Source organism: Polynucleobacter sp. MWH-Creno-3A4 (assembly GCF_018881885.1).
In the GTDB taxonomy this organism is placed as follows: domain Bacteria; phylum Pseudomonadota; class Gammaproteobacteria; order Burkholderiales; family Burkholderiaceae; genus Polynucleobacter.
This window is the reverse complement of record NZ_JACXSA010000001.1, coordinates 252,394-267,369: the sequence shown is the minus strand read 5'-3', so window position 1 is coordinate 267,369 and position 14,976 is coordinate 252,394. Positions and strand designations below refer to the sequence as shown.

The window sequence follows — 14,976 nt, the reverse complement described above, 5'->3', positions numbered from 1 at the left end:
GAGATTGATGAGAATTAAGCACGTTGTATTAGATTATAAGAACGATGGTTTTGCTATTAAGGATTTTGAGCAATGACAACAGGATACATAACTCATCCAGACTTTCTGAAACATGAGATGGGTAGCCATCATCCAGAGTGTCCAGAACGGATTCAGGCGATTAACGATCAGCTCATTCGGAGTGGCATAGATGGGTTTATCCATCACCTAGATGCGCCATTGGCAACCGAAGCTCAGCTTGAGTTGGTTCATAGCCCAGACCACGTCAATTTTGTAAAAGAACGCTCTCCAGAAAGCGGCTACTTCATGCTCGATGGAGACACCATCATGAATCCCCATACATACCGAGCAGCATTGCGGGCAGCCGGCGCAGCAATTGCAGGAGTGGATGCAGTCATGAAGGGTGAAGTAGAAAATGTATTTTGTGCTGTAAGGCCACCTGGTCATCATGCAGAGCCAACACGCTCAATGGGATTTTGTTTATTTGATAACGTAGCTATTGCAGCGCGTTATGCACAAGAAACTTACGGTATTCAACGGGTAGCTATTATTGATTTTGATGTGCACCACGGCAATGGCACAGAAGCGGCCTTTTTTAATGACCCTAACGTGATGATGTGCAGCTTCTTTCAACATCCTTTCTACCCATACAGTGGTTTAGATTCTTCTGACAATATGGTGAACGTACCTCTACCAGCTGCTACACGGGGCGATGTGGTGCGCTCAATCGTTGAGGAACGTTGGCTACCTGCACTTCGCAACTTTGAGCCCGAGCTGATCATTATTTCTGCTGGGTTTGATGCCCATCGCGAGGATGACTTAGGTCAAATGGGCTTGGTCGAGGCAGACTATGCCTGGATTACCAAGCAACTAAAAGAGATTGCTAAGACTTATTCTCAGAATCGGATTGTGAGTTGCTTAGAAGGTGGATACAACCTTTCCGCTTTAGGTCGTAGTGTAGTTGCTCACGTAAAGGCTTTGGCTGATCTCTAAGTCACAGTCGTGTAGTTAAGAAATCGTTATTGAAAGTACATGATGGCAAATATTTATGAACAAGGGTTAGATCGCAATTCAGCGAACTTCACTCCCATTACACCGCTATTATTTTTAGAGCGCTCCGCAGAGATATATCCAAATAAGACTGCCATCATTCATGGAAAATTACGTCAAACTTGGCAGCAAACGTATGAACGCTGCCGTCGTCTTGCAAGCGCCCTACAAAAGCATAGCATTGGGCTAGGTGATACCGTGGCGGTGATGCTGCCGAACACTCCCCCAATGGTAGAGGCGCATTTCGGCATCCCCATGGCAGGCGCGGTACTGAATGCCTTAAACACTCGCCTAGACCCAGAGTCTATTGCTTTCATGCTCAATCATGGTGAAGCAAAAGTAGTCATCATTGATCCTGAGTTTTCAGGGGTGATGAAAAAAGCGCTTGAGATGGCCAAAAAAGAAACTGGCCGCGAAATTTTGGTAATCGACGTTGAAGAAAAAGAGTATGAGGTGCCTGGCGAGAAGTTGGGCAAGTTGACTTATGAGCAATTACTCTCCGCAGGGGACCCCAATTTTGCTTGGCAGGTACCCGCAGACGAATGGCAAGCAATTTGTTTGAACTACACTTCTGGCACTACCGGAAATCCTAAGGGCGTCGTCTATCACCATCGTGGTGCCGCAATGAATGCAGTCTCGAACATACTGGATTGGGATATTAATAAGCATCCAGTGTATTTATGGACACTGCCTATGTTTCATTGCAATGGCTGGTGTTTTCCTTGGACTGTTGCAGCCCGTGCAGGAGTGAATGTGTGCCTGCGTCGTGTAGATGCGCAGCATATCTTTGCGGCAATTAAAGAGCATGGTGTAACGCATTACTGTGCTGCGCCAATTGTCCATAATCTTTTAGTCAATGCTCCAGATGAAATGAAGGTGGGGGTACCTTCAGGTGTAAAAGGATTAATTGCAGGGGCTGCCCCTCCAGCTTCTATCATCGAAGGAATGGAAAAACTCGGTTTTGATTTAACCCACGTTTACGGCTTAACAGAGGTCTATGGTCCCGCAGCGGTTTGTGTCAAACAAGATGAGTGGAATGATTTAGATATTGGTGAACGTGCGCGTTTGAATGCGCGACAAGGTGTGCGCTATCACTTGCAACAGGCAATCACAGTGCTTGACCCAGAAACCATGCAGCCAGTTCCTGCTGATGGTGAAACCATGGGTGAGATTATGTTCAAGGGCAATATCGCGATGAAGGGTTACCTCAAGAATGAAAAGGCAACTCAAGAAGCATTTGAGGGTGGCTGGTTTCATTCGGGTGATTTGGCAGTCATGAGCCCTGATGGTTACGTGAAAATTAAAGACCGCAGTAAAGACATCATCATCTCCGGAGGAGAAAATATCTCTTCGATTGAGGTGGAAGATGTGCTTTACCGTCACCCAGCAGTGATTGCCGCAGCAGTAGTTGCTAAGCCTGATCCGAAGTGGGGGGAGACCCCCTGTGCATTTTTGGAAATTAAGCCGGGTGTCGAGGTAAGCCCTGCCGATATCATTGCGCACTGTAAGCAACACTTGGCTGGATTCAAAGTGCCAAAGACGATTGTTTTTGGTGATTTACCGAAGACTTCTACGGGCAAGATCCAGAAATTTGAACTACGTAAGCAAGCGGGATCAGCCACTGCTATTGATGTGTAGTTCTGGCCCACTGGGACGGATAAAATAAGTAGTTAAACAATGCTTTACAAATTTTTGTCATTATTGAGAATTCCAAATGAAGATCTTAGTTGCAATAAAACGAGTCGTTGATTACAACGTCAAAATTCGAGTCAAGTCTGATGGTTCAGGCGTCGATCTAGCTAACGTCAAAATGAGCATGAATCCTTTTGATGAGATAGCAGTTGAAGAGGCAGTTCGCTTAAAAGAGGCTGGTGTTGCCTCTGAAATTGTTGTAGTAACTGCAGGCGTAACCCAGTGCCAAGAAACTTTACGCACTGCACTTGCGATTGGTGCTGATCGTGCGATCCTGGTAGAGACCGATGCCGAACTACAACCATTAGCGGTTGCCAAGATTCTCAAAGCCCTCTCTGAAAAAGAACAAGCCCAAGTCATTATTTTGGGTAAACAAGCTATTGATGACGATAGCAATCAAACCGGTCAGATGTTGGCTAGCCTGATGGATATTCCACAGGCAACCTTTGCTTCTAAAGTGGTGATTGCTGATGGTAAGGCTACTGTGACACGCGAAGTTGATGGTGGTCTAGAAACAATCGCCTTGAATTTACCCGCAGTGATTACAACGGACTTGCGCCTTAATGAGCCACGTTATGTCACTTTGCCCAACATTATGAAGGCCAAGAAAAAGGCGATTGATATTGTGAAGCCCGAAGATCTCGGTGTGGATATTGCACCGCGACTCAAAACCATGAAGGTGGAAGAGCCGCCGAAGCGTAGCGCAGGGGTAATGGTTGCTGATGTTGCAGCCTTGGTAGAAAAACTGAAAAATGAAGCGAAGGTGATTTAAATGGCTGCTCTCGTTATTGCTGAACACGATAATCAATCTCTAAAAGCGGCAACCTTAAATGCTGTAGCAGCTGCCCTGCAGTGTTCTCCAGAAGTAGATGTTTTAGTTGCTGGTAACAGTGCTGACGCTGCTGCGACTGCGGCTGCGCAAATTTCGGGTGTACGCAAGGTTATTCAAGTTGATGCTGCGCATCTAGCGGATCAATTGGCTGAACCCTTGGCTGCCCAGATTCTTTCCATTGCCAAGCACTACACCCATCTGCTTGCTCCAGCAACAGCTAATGGTAAAAATGTGATGCCACGCGTTGCTGCCAAGCTAGATGTTGCTCAGTTGTCCGATATTACGAAGGTGGTATCTGCCGATACCTTCGAGCGTCCTATTTACGCTGGTAATGCAATTGCAACTGTGCAGTCAAGCGATCCAGTGAAGGTCATTACTGTTCGTACAACCGGTTTTGACCCTGTGGCCGCTTCTGGAGGCTCTGCAAGTATTGAAAAGCAAGAAGCTACTGCAAGCAATACCAGCTCTTCCTTTGTTGGACGCGAGCTCACGAAGTCTGATCGTCCCGAATTGACAGCCGCCAAGATTATTGTTTCAGGTGGTCGCGGTCTAGGTTCTGGTGAGAAATACCAAGAACTGATTGCACCCTTAGCTGACAAACTGGGCGCCGCCTTGGGTGCGTCGCGTGCTGCGGTAGATGCGGGTTACGTGCCGAATGATTATCAAGTGGGTCAGACTGGGAAAATTGTTGCTCCACAACTGTATATCGCTGTTGGCATCTCAGGTGCGATTCAGCACTTAGCGGGTATGAAGGATTCCAAGGTGATCGTTGCAATCAATAAGGATCCTGAGGCCCCGATCTTTAGTGTGGCGGATTATGGTTTGGTTGCAGACCTCAATACTGCAGTACCAGAGCTTATAAAAGCGCTTGGCTAAGAGTAACTAGTCATGCTGCAAGATGTGATTTAAATAAAGAGGAGTTGTAATGCCATACGTAGCCCCAGTAAAAGACATGCTGTTTGTAATGAATGAATTAGCTGGGTTAGCAGATGTGGTTGCCTATCCGTCTTATGCTGAAGCTGGGGCGGATGTGGATTTAGCTCCGGCGATTTTGGAAGAGTCAGCCAGATTTAATCAAGACGTCGTTGCGCCACTCAATTGGCCAGGCGATCAAAACCCCAGCTCCTGGAAAGATGGCGTTGTTACAACAACCCCTGGATTTAAAGAAGCCTTTGAGCAATTTGCCGCTGCTGGTTGGCAGGGTGTAGTTCATCCTGCGGAGTTTGGTGGTCAGGGCTTGCCAAAACTCATTGCTACCGCTTGTTTTGAGATGGTTCACTCAGCGAGTTTGTCTTTTGCTTTGTGTCCTATGCTGACAGACGGTGCAATTGAAGCCTTGCTCACTGCAGCTAGCCCAGAAATTCAGGGGCAATATGTCCCGAATATGATTTCAGGCGAGTGGACTGGCTCAATGTGTCTCACTGAGCCACAGGCTGGCTCCGACTTATCAATGGTGCGAGCACGTGCTGTACCGGAGGGCAATGGTACTTACAAGATTTTTGGAACGAAGATCTTTATTACCTATGGCGAGCACGATATGGCCAAGAACATTGTCCATTTAGTATTAGCGAGAACTCCTGATGCGCCAGAGGGTGTTAAAGGAATTTCTTTATTTGTGGTGCCAAAGTTTTTGGTCAACGCAGATGGCAGCTTAGGTGAGCGGAATGATGTTCACTGTGTCTCGATTGAACATAAATTAGGAATTAAGGCGAGCCCAACTGCTGTCTTGCAATTCGGTGATCATGGCGGTGCTATTGGCTATCTGGTTGGCGAAGAGAACCGCGGCTTGGAATATATGTTTGTCATGATGAATGCAGCTCGCTTTGCAGTCGGTATGCAAGGCATTGCAGTGGCGGAGCGTGCTTATCAAAAGGCAGTGCAATATGCTAAAGATCGCATCCAAAGCCGTGATTTGTCCGGCTCTGCAGGTCCGGTAGCGATTATTCATCAGCCTGATGTCAAGCGCATGCTGATGACCATGCGCGCTTACACAGAAGCTTCTCGCGCATTGGCTTATTACGCTGCCGCTGCATATGATGCGCAACATGCGGCACCAGATGAGACTGCACGCAAATCTAACCAAGCAATTTATGAGTTCCTAGTGCCAATTGTGAAAGGCTTCTCAACCGAGATGTCGATTGAAGTTGCAAGCCTCGGTGTGCAAGTGCATGGTGGCATGGGTTTCATTGAAGAAACAGGCGCAGCTCAACATTATCGAGATGCGCGCATTCTAACGATTTATGAGGGCACCACTGCTATTCAGGCGAACGACTTGGTTGGTAGAAAGACAGTGCGTGATGGCGGAGCTACCGCAAAAGCACTCTCACAAAAAATTGCTGAAACCGAAAAAGCGCTAGCAGCCAGCGGTTCTGTTGATGCGAAAGCGGTGCTCAAGCAGCTGTCTATTGGTCGCGCCGCATTCGAGGAGGCAGTAGCTTACATAGTGGCAAATGCTAAGAGCGATGCCAAGGCAGTTTACGCTGGCAGCTTTGCTTACTTGCGTCTCTCAGGCTTGGTGCTCGGTGGCTGGCAAATGGCACGAGCGCTTTTAGCTGCAGAGCGTTTACGTGATAGCGACCCTGCTTTTTATGGGGCCAAGATTGCTACTGCACGATTCTTCGCTGAAAATTTATTGCCACAAGCTCAGGCGCTGACAATATCAATTGTAGAGAGTGGTCACTCTACAAATGCTTTAGAAGTTGAGCAATTCTAGGTAGCAATTATTGCGATAGCTTTCTGGCTTCGTAGAGTTGTGAAATAAAGAATTGCTCGAAAGCAATTGCTAGAAAAGTCATCATCACACCAGCACCCAAAACGAGTGCAAAAATAACAGTAAGAATCACCGGCCAACCCGAGCGGGTGCGATGCTGCTCTTCAATGCCAGGATTAAATTGCGCATCCCACTTTTCATCAAGGCGTAGGCCAAAGGCGATCGTGGTTAACCAACTTGCCTCAATCGCAATAAAACCAAAGGTAATGAGGATCCAGCCTGCTGCTGAATGAAAGTGGGTATCTTTCAGAATGGTCCAGCCAGCTATGCCGCCAATCAATGCAAATAATTGCGCCCAAGCCCAAAAGGATTTCCAGCCTTGCAGGTAAAAACAGTTCAGACCGCTGCCAGGAAAAAATAAGCCGAGAGCACAAAAAATCAGTTTGGAGTTTTTCATCTATATTTTTCTAATGGATTTATTGATTTGTATTGGGACGCTGAGTAAAACTAAGGACTTCACGGTCACTGCCAATCATCAGTAATTGATCACCGTTTCGAACAATGCTGCGGTAGTCATTGAGCTCATAGAGAAAGTCATTCTCCAATTCATTCCGCTGTGGGCTGCATGCCATTTTGGTACTGGTGATTTTGCTGAAGGTAAAGCCACGACCATCCTCATCTAGCAGCGCTGTAAATCGATTGCAGCCAGTAGAACCACTGATGCGTTGACCATTAGCATCAAAAGTAATCTGAATCGGATTACTAGCTTCACCTTGCGGAATTTGGCGGGTGCGTACTTCACCATTGCTATTGGGGGGCAAATTCCAGCGCGTAAGCTCCCATTTGGTGTTGCGTAATTCGCTACTGGGCGGACTGGTTTTAGCGTTGCACGGTGGGATGACGTTGGCACAGCCAGTCAAAAAAGCCATGCTTAGAGACAAAAACACCACAAATAGATTCCGGATGCAGTCTTTTGGGGGTGCCTGGATGGAAAAATCGACGCTTATTCTGGTGGACATATTTCTCTAAGTTATTGTTTTGTATATATTTTTTATGTACTGTATTCCGCTATTCTACTGACTTAGGCCTTCAAACAGGTGGAAAAAGTAGGGGTTTTCGTCTAGAATATGAGGTTTTCCGCATTGCCGTATGTTTTATTGGTGGGCTGGAACCAAGAATTTTTTGTAGAAATTTCATTGGGTTGGAAGCAACCTTTTCATTTTAGATTTTTTAAGGAATAAGTATGGTCGTCATTCGACTGGCACGCGGCGGTTCTAAGAAGCGCCCTTTTTACAGCATTGTTGCTACTGATAAGCGCAACCGTCGTGACTCGAACTTCATCGAGCGCATTGGTTACTTCAATCCTCAAGCAGCTGCATCTGAGCAAGCAATGCGCATCGCTCAAGATCGTTTGACTTACTGGACTGGTGTTGGTGCGCAAGTATCTCCAACTGTTGTTCGTTTGATCAAAAATAATCCTGCTGTTTAAATAATTTCGCTAGAGACTTCATCCTCATGGTGGAGTTTTTAGTGGCAGGATTTTCAGTAGTTCTATCTCGGGAAAATAAGGTGTCTTGCAAATGAGTACACCTTCCCTAAATGATTTGATTGAACTTGGCGCCATTTCTGAGGCCCAAGGGCTGCAAGGGCAGGTGAAGGTTAGACCTCACTCATCCGACCCTGTAGCACTTCTCTCTTCTAAAGCAGTTTGGCTATCTCTCATCCCACGCCGGGAGGCGGGTGTCTCTGCGTCTATAGAGCAAGCCTCACTAACGCAATACACAGTAAAGAGCGCGAAGATGCACAGCGGTAATGTCGTGATGGCGCTTGAAGGTGTTGGCGATCGAGATCAAGCACTTGCATTAAAGGGCGCCAGAATCTTGGTAACGCGAGAAACCTTCCCTAAGCCGGATGGCGACTCCTATTATTGGGTTGACTTGATTGGATGTCACGCTGTTAATCTTCAAGGCGAAGCTTTAGGTGAGGTGATAGACATTACTGAGAATGGTGCGCATGGTGTCATTGCAATCGGTGATGCGCAAACTAAAGTGATAAAACAATTGGTACCATTTGTAAAAGAAGTAGTGCAAAACGTAGACTTACCCAATAAGACCATCATCCTCGATTGGCAGAGTGATTGGTGATTGCAAAACCCACAGTAATGAATGAGTCTGAATTCAGATATGCGCTTTGATGTTGTGACCTTATTTCCAGATATGTTCTCTGCTCTTACACAGTGGGGTATTACTGGTCGCGCATGCGAACAATCTTTAGCCAGCGTGCATCTTTGGAATCCTCGGGATTTTTGTACAGACCCCCGCAAGACAGTCGATGATCGCGCTTATGGCGGTGGCCCTGGAATGGTGATGATGGCCAAACCCCTCGAAGACACAGTTGCAGGGATTAAGGCGTCTCATCAGGCTGCGGGGATAAAAACGGGGCCTATCTGCCTCTTAGCCCCCCAAGGGGAGCGTTTTTCCCAAAAAATGGCTGCCACCATCCTGGATTACGGCAATATCAACTTCATTTGTGGTCGATATGAGGCATTGGACCAACGGTTTATAGACCGAAATGTCGATTTTCAACTCTCTATTGGTGATTTTGTCCTTTCTGGGGGCGAAATCCCCGCTATGGCGATGATGGATGCGGTGATTAGACTCATTCCAGGAGCGCTAGGGGATGGCGAATCCGCTGCCCAGGATAGCTTTATGAACGGTCTTTTGGACTATCCGCACTACACCCGCCCTGAAATTTATGAAAATTTATCAGTGCCGGACGTGCTTTTAGGCGGACATCACGCTAAAATAGCGGATTGGCGTCGGCAACAGTCTTTAAAGCTGACGTTCAGGCTAAGGCCAGATTTAATTGAATCTGCCAGAGCTAATGGGTTGCTAACCCGAGAAGATGAACAATTTCTTCGCTCTCTATCCAATTGAGTGCTATTGAAAAGTTTGGTTTTTGGTTTAGTGAAATGGTATTAACTGCATCCTCTATTAGGTCCGTAGATTTTTATCTCGGGATTAAACGCTAATAAGATGTTTAAGGATTAAAAATGAATTTGATCGAAAAAATTGAGCAAGAAGAAATTGCTCGCTTAAGTGCTAACAAAGTATTGCCAAGCTTTGCTCCTGGCGACACAGTAGTTGTTAGTGTGAATGTTGTTGAAGGTACTCGTAAGCGTACCCAGGCCTTTGAAGGCGTTGTGATTGCTAAGCGTAATCGCGGACTCAATTCCAGCTTTATAGTGCGTAAGATTTCTTCTGGTGAAGGCGTTGAGCGTACTTTCCAAACATACTCACCATTGATTGCTAGCGTTGAAGTCAAGCGTCGCGGTGATGTCCGTCGTGCCAAGTTGTATTACTTGCGTGACCGTTCTGGTAAGTCAGCACGTATTAAAGAAAAGCTTCAAGCGCGCACTAAAGTAGCAGCTGCTCCAGCTGCTGAGTAATTGTCGTTTTGATGCAAGCAGAAAGGCGGCCTAGGTCGCCTTTTTTGTTGCCTTAGAATAAGCCTATGACTAAGACTGCCAAACCCGAAGATGATGCAATCAATGTAGCTGCGCCTCCAGGGTTTGACGCGCAAGCAATTCCGGTTCATGAAGTTTGTGACTATCAAGACAAGGTTCCTGCAGAGCGCTTAAGCCCGGAGGCATTAAGAGCACTCTTTGCGTGCCAACCCAGCTGGCAGCCAGAAATTACCGATGAAAACCGTCATGTGATTGCTGCCGATATCATTGCGCGTCGGCAGGCTGCTGGCAAAGTGACTAAGGCAGCAGTTCTTATTCCGTTGTTGCTGAGAGAAGGGGGTTTGTCTGTATTGCTGACCCAAAGAACGGATCACCTACGAGATCATGCGGGCCAAATTAGCTTTCCAGGTGGCCGAATGGATGCCGAAGATCGAAGTCCAGATGACACTGCCTTACGTGAGAGCGAGGAAGAGATTGGTCTAGACCGTAGCCGGGTGGAGATTATTGGCCATTTGCCTGAATATTTAACTGTTTCTGGCTATGGCGTCACACCAGTAGTAGCATTGGTAGAAGCTCAGGCAGAATATGTCTTGGATGAATTTGAAGTGGCGGATGTTTTTGAAGTTCCCTTGAGTTTTTTGCTAGATCCAGCGAATCACCAAGTTCGCTTGTGGCAAAGCGAACAAGGTAGTCGCCGCTTTTATTCAATGCCGTACGAGAACCGCTTTATTTGGGGGGCCACGGCAGGCATGTTACGTAACCTTTATCATTTATTAAAAGTATGACTTTCTTTTCTATTCTCTTCGCCCTCATTGCTGAGCAATATCGCCCAGTCACTTCTCACCATTGGATTGTGCGCATGTGCAATCGCTGGTTGGATTGGGTCGCTGGTGAGTTTGGTGGCAAGAGTGAAGATGGTGCCAGTCCAGTAGGTGCACGTATTGCCTGCTTAGTGGCATTTATTTTGCCAACCTTCTTGGTGTTTGTCATTTACGTTAGTTGCATGGTGACCTTTCCAATCCTAGGTTTCTTGTGGAACGTTGCTATTGCTTATTTGTTCTTTGGGTTTCGCCAATTTAGCCACTCATTCACTTTGGTGCATGAAGCAATTCAGGCCCATGATTTACCTGCAGCTCGCGCAGCCTTAGGTGAGTGGTACGGCCCAGAGTTCGATACCTCCAATCTTTCTGAAACCGATGTGATTTCCCTAGCGCTTGAGCGTGCCATTATTGGTTCACATCGCCATGTTTTCGGTGTTTTATTTTGGTTCATGATGCCAATGGGTCCTGCTGGTGTAGTGCTATATCGCTTGTCGGATATTGCCGCACAACGATGGTCTGAGCGTGGTGACTTCAATTTGAGCGAAGCTGCTCGTCATTTCTTCTACGTGTTGGATTGGATTCCTGCGCGTATCACCGCGATGGGCTTTGCGATTGTGGGTAATTTTGAAGGTGCTGTTTATGGCTGGCGTTATCTCACTCAAAAATGGGACGATTCTTTATCTGCCGTTATTTTGGCCGCTGGTAGTGGTGCTTTAGGCGTGCGTTTAGGCGAACCTTTATCTGAGCCTGATAGTGATGAAGCATTGCGTATGGCTGAGGCTGGCGAGCCCTTGATCTACGAAGTAGGTCTTGAGCCTACTGAGCGTTCGATGCGCTCTGCTGTGGGTTTGGTATGGCGCTTGGTTATCGCTTGGATGGCTTTGTTGCTAATGCTGACCATCGCTCTTTGGCTTGGCTAATTCCCTGAATTTGGGTATCTGCTGTTTTTGAGTCAGAGCGAAGTTGTCTAAATAGCGCCAGTCTTTCTGGCGCTATTTCATTTCTATCGACTGCATCACGTACTGCGCAATCGGGTTCCGATTGATGTGCGCAATTATGAAAGCGACACTTCCCCAGCAGATCTTTGAATTCTCTAAAAGCGTGCTGCAATTCACTGACGGACATGTGAGCTAAACCAAATTCCTGAAAGCCTGGCGAGTCAATTAAGGCACCCAACTTACCAGATGTATCTCTGCCCCAAGCTTCGGGTAATTCAAAATAACGACAAGCAGTAGTGGTGTGCTTGCCAGTATCTAAGCGTACTGAATATTCTTGAGTTAACGCAGCTGCGTTGGGAACCCAGGCGTTGAGTAGGCTAGATTTGCCCATGCCAGACTGGCCTACGAAGACCGAGACCTTGCCCTGTAATGCGGGGCGAAGCGTCTCTATCGATTTAGGATCAAATTTGGCAGACACCTCGCTGACTGGATAACCCATACGGGCATAGGGCGCAATAATCTTGCGAGCATGCTCTAAGTTTTCTGTAAGGTCGCTTTTGTTTAAGAGGATATGCAAACCAATTTGATTGGCCTCAGCCGCTACTACCGCTCTTCCGAGGAGGTCTGGAGAGAAGGCAGGTTGTGTTGCCAAGACCACCAAAATTTGATCGACATTGGAAGCGATGATCTTGCTCTTAAAGGCATCTGAGCGATAGAGAATATTTTCACGAGGCTCGATTTGAATAATGCGGGCTTGATCTGATGAGGTCATCTCTAAAAGCAAACGATCACCCACGGCGCCAACGTGTTGTTTATTGGGGGTGCTAACCTGAATGAGGGGACCATCGGGCGATTCATTGCCGTTGGAATCCTTAAGCAAACGCTGCGCTAAATAATGCCTGCCATAAGAGGCGGTGAGTAGCGCGTGGAATGTATCCATTGCAGATATAGATTTAACTGAGACGCTGTAAGTTAGCAATCCGCAAAGGAGCGGGTGGGTGAGAGCTGTAGAAGGCAGTGTAGATGGGGTCAGGCGTCAGTGTGGACGCATTGTCCTGATACAACTTCACTAAGGCAGAGATCAAATCTGTTGCCGAGGATTTCTGCGCTGCAAAGCCGTCGGCTTCATACTCATGTTTTCTGGAGGCTAAGCTAGCAAGTGGCGTGAAGAAAAAACTAAACACCGGTGATACCAGCATAAAGAGGGCTAAGGCCAGACCACCGTTATAGCCATTCAGGTTAGGCAGGACGCCAAGGTCGGTGTAGAACCAGGACTTAGTACTAATCCAGCCGAGTAGTGCAAACATTCCAAAGCTCAAGGCAAATGAGATCAAGAGACGTTTGCGAATGTGATTGCATTTAAAGTGGCCAAGCTCATGCGCTAATACCGCTTCGACTTCACCAGGGTTGAGTTTCTCAATCAAGGTATCGAAAAAGACAATGCGTTTTGCTTTGCCCATGCCTGCAAAAAATGCATTGCCATGCGCACTACGCTTGCTTCCATCCATAACAAACAGACCTTGACTAGCAAAGTCGCAGCGCTTTAAGAGCGCTTCAATTTGTGACTTCAGAGGACCCTCTTCTAGGGCTTGAAATTTATTGAATAGTGGAGCGATAAACGTAGGGAAGATCCACTGCATGAGCAAACTAAATACAGTGAGGACGCCCCAGGCCCAGAGCCACCATAAATCCCCGGCTTGAGCCATCAAAGCTAGAATAATCCAGAGTAATGGAACCCCAATCGCGGCACCCAGCACCAAACCTTTGAGCATATCGATAAAGAATAATTTTTTGCCCATACGGTTAAAGCCAAAACGTTCCTCTAAAGAAAATTGTTTATACCAAGAGAAGGGGAGATCAATGATGCCGGAGATGATGACAATGGAGGCCAGTAGAGCGATTTTCTGAGGAATGCCTTCGCCCAATAATTGGAGTAGTTCCATATTGAGAAGTTGTAAACCGCCGACTAAAGTGAAGGCAATTAAAATGATGGCGTTGACTCCATTTTCTAAAATACCGAGGCGTAATTTAGCAATCGTGTAGTCAGCAGCCTTTTGATGCTCTGCAAGCGTGACTTTTGCGGCAAATTCTGCGGGAACTTGATCGCGATGCTGGGCAACATAGCGAATTTGACGTTGGGAAAGCCAGTGGCGAAGGCCAAAACTAGCAATAAAGGCAATGAGAAAAATAATTGTGAAGGTCATGAGATCATTATAGATATGAGCGAACAAACAAACACAACAGCCAACAAGGCTGCACCAGCAAATGAGCACCTGATTTGGGTGGATATGGAGATGTCGGGCTTAAATCCCGAAACCGAGCGAATCCTGGAAATCGCCATCATTGTGACCGATGCCCATCTCAATACCATTGCCACCGCCCCAGTCTGGGTGGTACACCAAGATGATGCTGTTTTAGACGCGATGGATGCTTGGAATAAAGGTACCCATGGACGCTCTGGATTAATTGACAAGGTTAAGGCATCTACCCTTAATGAGGCAACGGTTGAAGCGGAGTGCATCGAGTTTTTAAAGAAATACATCAAGGCAGGAATTGCGCCAATGTGCGGCAATACGATTGGACAAGATCGACGCTTTATGGCGAAGTACATGCCTAAGTTAGAGGCGTACTTTCATTATCGCAATGTGGATGTTTCTACTCTGAAAGAGTTATGCAAGCGTTGGCATCCAGAGTTAGTTAAAGGCTTTACAAAAAAGCAGGCCCATACTGCTTTAGCTGACATCGAAGAATCGATAGAAGAGCTAAAGTACTACCGCGATAAATTTATTGTGCCGCTGCCGCAGTAAAACAAAAGTACTGTTACTTGCGTAAAGCACTCTTGGGTCGAAACGCTTTCACAATGGATTCATTCGTTTGGATATAAGGTCCGCCAATTAAATCAATGCAGTAGGGTACCGCCGCAAAGATGCCTGGAACTATTGCTTTACCATTTTCATCTTTGAGTCCCTCAAGAGTCTCAGCAATGGCTTTGGGTTGTCCGGGTAAATTGATGATCAATGCAGCATGATCTTGAATCTCCCTCAGGGTAGCAACTTGCCTAGACAAAATGGCTGTCGGTACAAATTTCAGGCTAATTTGCCGCATTTGCTCACCAAACCCAGGCATCTCACGAGTGCCAGCACTCAGAGTCGCTTCCGGGGTGACGTCTCTGCGTGAGGGTCCAGTGCCACCAGTAGTCAGTACTAGGTCGCATTTAACAACATCAACTAGCTCAATGATGGTTTTGGTGATTAAGGGTGCCTCATCCGCAATCAAGCGTTCGTGAAAGGTGCAGGAGTTGCTAATAGCGTTGGTAAGCCAGGTTCGTAGGGCAGGGATACCTTCGTCTTGGTAGACGCCCTGGCTGGCTCGGTCTGAGATTGAGATTAGGCCAATGGTGATTTGGTCTGAGGATATGGGGTTTTGGGCTTCATTCTGCTTCATGTTTCTATTCTAGCTATTATTAG

General features: G+C 46.8%; 17 protein-coding genes. 12 read left to right on the top strand and 5 right to left on the bottom strand.

The window, feature by feature from the left end; genetic code table 11:
* Positions 1-72: 72 nt before the first annotated feature.
* The 5 genes from IEN92_RS01215 to IEN92_RS01195 all read left to right on the top strand — a co-directional run bounded on the left by IEN92_RS01215 (position 73) and on the right by IEN92_RS01195 (position 6,287).
* Positions 73-993: a histone deacetylase family protein gene (locus IEN92_RS01215; RefSeq protein WP_216159799.1), complete on the top strand. Its 921-nt coding sequence runs from the start codon at positions 73-75 to the stop codon at positions 991-993.
* A gap of 42 nt (positions 994-1,035) precedes the next feature.
* The gene (locus tag IEN92_RS01210; protein WP_216162085.1) at positions 1,036-2,688 is read left to right on the top strand and encodes an acyl-CoA synthetase; all 1,653 of its coding nucleotides are present in this window, start codon (positions 1,036-1,038) and stop codon (positions 2,686-2,688) included.
* A 76-nt stretch (positions 2,689-2,764) separates the two neighbouring features.
* Positions 2,765-3,514 (top strand): electron transfer flavoprotein subunit beta/FixA family protein, encoded by a 750-nt coding sequence (locus tag IEN92_RS01205; RefSeq protein WP_215373680.1) that lies wholly within the window; start codon positions 2,765-2,767, stop codon positions 3,512-3,514.
* Complete coding sequence (locus tag IEN92_RS01200) at positions 3,515-4,450, top strand: electron transfer flavoprotein subunit alpha/FixB family protein (protein WP_215373678.1); 936 nt, start codon at positions 3,515-3,517, stop codon at positions 4,448-4,450.
* Between the two features lie 49 nt (positions 4,451-4,499).
* A complete protein-coding gene (locus IEN92_RS01195) occupies positions 4,500-6,287 on the top strand; it encodes an acyl-CoA dehydrogenase (protein ID WP_216159796.1) in 1,788 nt (595 codons plus the stop codon).
* A 7-nt stretch (positions 6,288-6,294) separates the two neighbouring features.
* Here IEN92_RS01195 and IEN92_RS01190 read toward each other — a convergent pair whose 3' ends face one another.
* Together IEN92_RS01190 and IEN92_RS01185 are read right to left on the bottom strand one after the other, a co-directional pair.
* Positions 6,295-6,741, bottom strand: a complete 447-nt coding sequence (locus tag IEN92_RS01190; protein ID WP_216159793.1) for a hypothetical protein — start codon at positions 6,739-6,741, stop codon at positions 6,295-6,297.
* Positions 6,742-6,760: 19 nt separating this feature from the next.
* A complete protein-coding gene (locus tag IEN92_RS01185) occupies positions 6,761-7,303 on the bottom strand; it encodes an META domain-containing protein (protein ID WP_255539732.1) in 543 nt (180 codons plus the stop codon).
* A gap of 224 nt (positions 7,304-7,527) precedes the next feature.
* Between IEN92_RS01185 and rpsP the strand changes: the two genes are divergently transcribed.
* The 6 genes from rpsP to IEN92_RS01155 all read left to right on the top strand — a co-directional run bounded on the left by rpsP (position 7,528) and on the right by IEN92_RS01155 (position 11,491).
* Positions 7,528-7,773 (top strand): 30S ribosomal protein S16, encoded by a 246-nt coding sequence (gene rpsP, locus IEN92_RS01180; protein WP_128112547.1) that lies wholly within the window; start codon positions 7,528-7,530, stop codon positions 7,771-7,773.
* 91 nt (positions 7,774-7,864) lie between these two features.
* Positions 7,865-8,428 carry a ribosome maturation factor RimM gene (gene rimM, locus IEN92_RS01175; protein WP_216159790.1) on the top strand — a complete coding sequence of 188 codons (564 nt, stop codon included), beginning with the start codon at positions 7,865-7,867 and terminating at the stop codon, positions 8,426-8,428.
* 39 nt (positions 8,429-8,467) lie between these two features.
* Positions 8,468-9,220: a tRNA (guanosine(37)-N1)-methyltransferase TrmD gene (gene trmD / locus IEN92_RS01170; RefSeq protein ID WP_216162079.1), complete on the top strand. Its 753-nt coding sequence runs from the start codon at positions 8,468-8,470 to the stop codon at positions 9,218-9,220.
* Between the two features lie 116 nt (positions 9,221-9,336).
* On the top strand, positions 9,337-9,732 hold the full coding sequence (gene rplS, locus IEN92_RS01165) for a 50S ribosomal protein L19 (protein ID WP_216159787.1): 396 nt from the start codon (positions 9,337-9,339) through the stop codon (positions 9,730-9,732).
* Positions 9,733-9,797: 65 nt separating this feature from the next.
* The gene (locus tag IEN92_RS01160; protein WP_216159785.1) at positions 9,798-10,535 is read left to right on the top strand and encodes a CoA pyrophosphatase; all 738 of its coding nucleotides are present in this window, start codon (positions 9,798-9,800) and stop codon (positions 10,533-10,535) included.
* Positions 10,532-11,491, top strand: coding sequence for a CobD/CbiB family protein (locus tag IEN92_RS01155; RefSeq protein ID WP_215373666.1), 960 nt, complete (start codon positions 10,532-10,534; stop codon positions 11,489-11,491). The genes IEN92_RS01160 and IEN92_RS01155 overlap by 4 nt, the downstream gene beginning before the upstream one ends.
* Here the strand turns inward: IEN92_RS01155 and rsgA are convergent.
* Together rsgA and IEN92_RS01145 are read right to left on the bottom strand one after the other, a co-directional pair.
* Entirely contained in the window at positions 11,436-12,449 is a 1,014-nt protein-coding gene (gene rsgA, locus IEN92_RS01150) for a ribosome small subunit-dependent GTPase A (protein WP_216159782.1), read from the bottom strand. The two genes, IEN92_RS01155 and rsgA, sit on opposite strands and share 56 nt — an antisense overlap.
* 13 nt (positions 12,450-12,462) lie before the next feature.
* Positions 12,463-13,713 (bottom strand): M48 family metallopeptidase, encoded by a 1,251-nt coding sequence (locus IEN92_RS01145; RefSeq protein ID WP_216159780.1) that lies wholly within the window; start codon positions 13,711-13,713, stop codon positions 12,463-12,465.
* 15 nt (positions 13,714-13,728) lie between these two features.
* On the opposite strand from IEN92_RS01145, the gene orn reads away from it, so the two are divergent.
* A complete protein-coding gene (orn, locus tag IEN92_RS01140) occupies positions 13,729-14,316 on the top strand; it encodes an oligoribonuclease (protein ID WP_215373661.1) in 588 nt (195 codons plus the stop codon).
* Between the two features lie 13 nt (positions 14,317-14,329).
* Here the strand turns inward: orn and mog are convergent, their stop codons facing one another.
* Positions 14,330-14,953, bottom strand: coding sequence for a molybdopterin adenylyltransferase (gene mog, locus IEN92_RS01135; RefSeq protein ID WP_216159777.1), 624 nt, complete (start codon positions 14,951-14,953; stop codon positions 14,330-14,332).
* Positions 14,954-14,976: the final 23 nt, after the last annotated feature.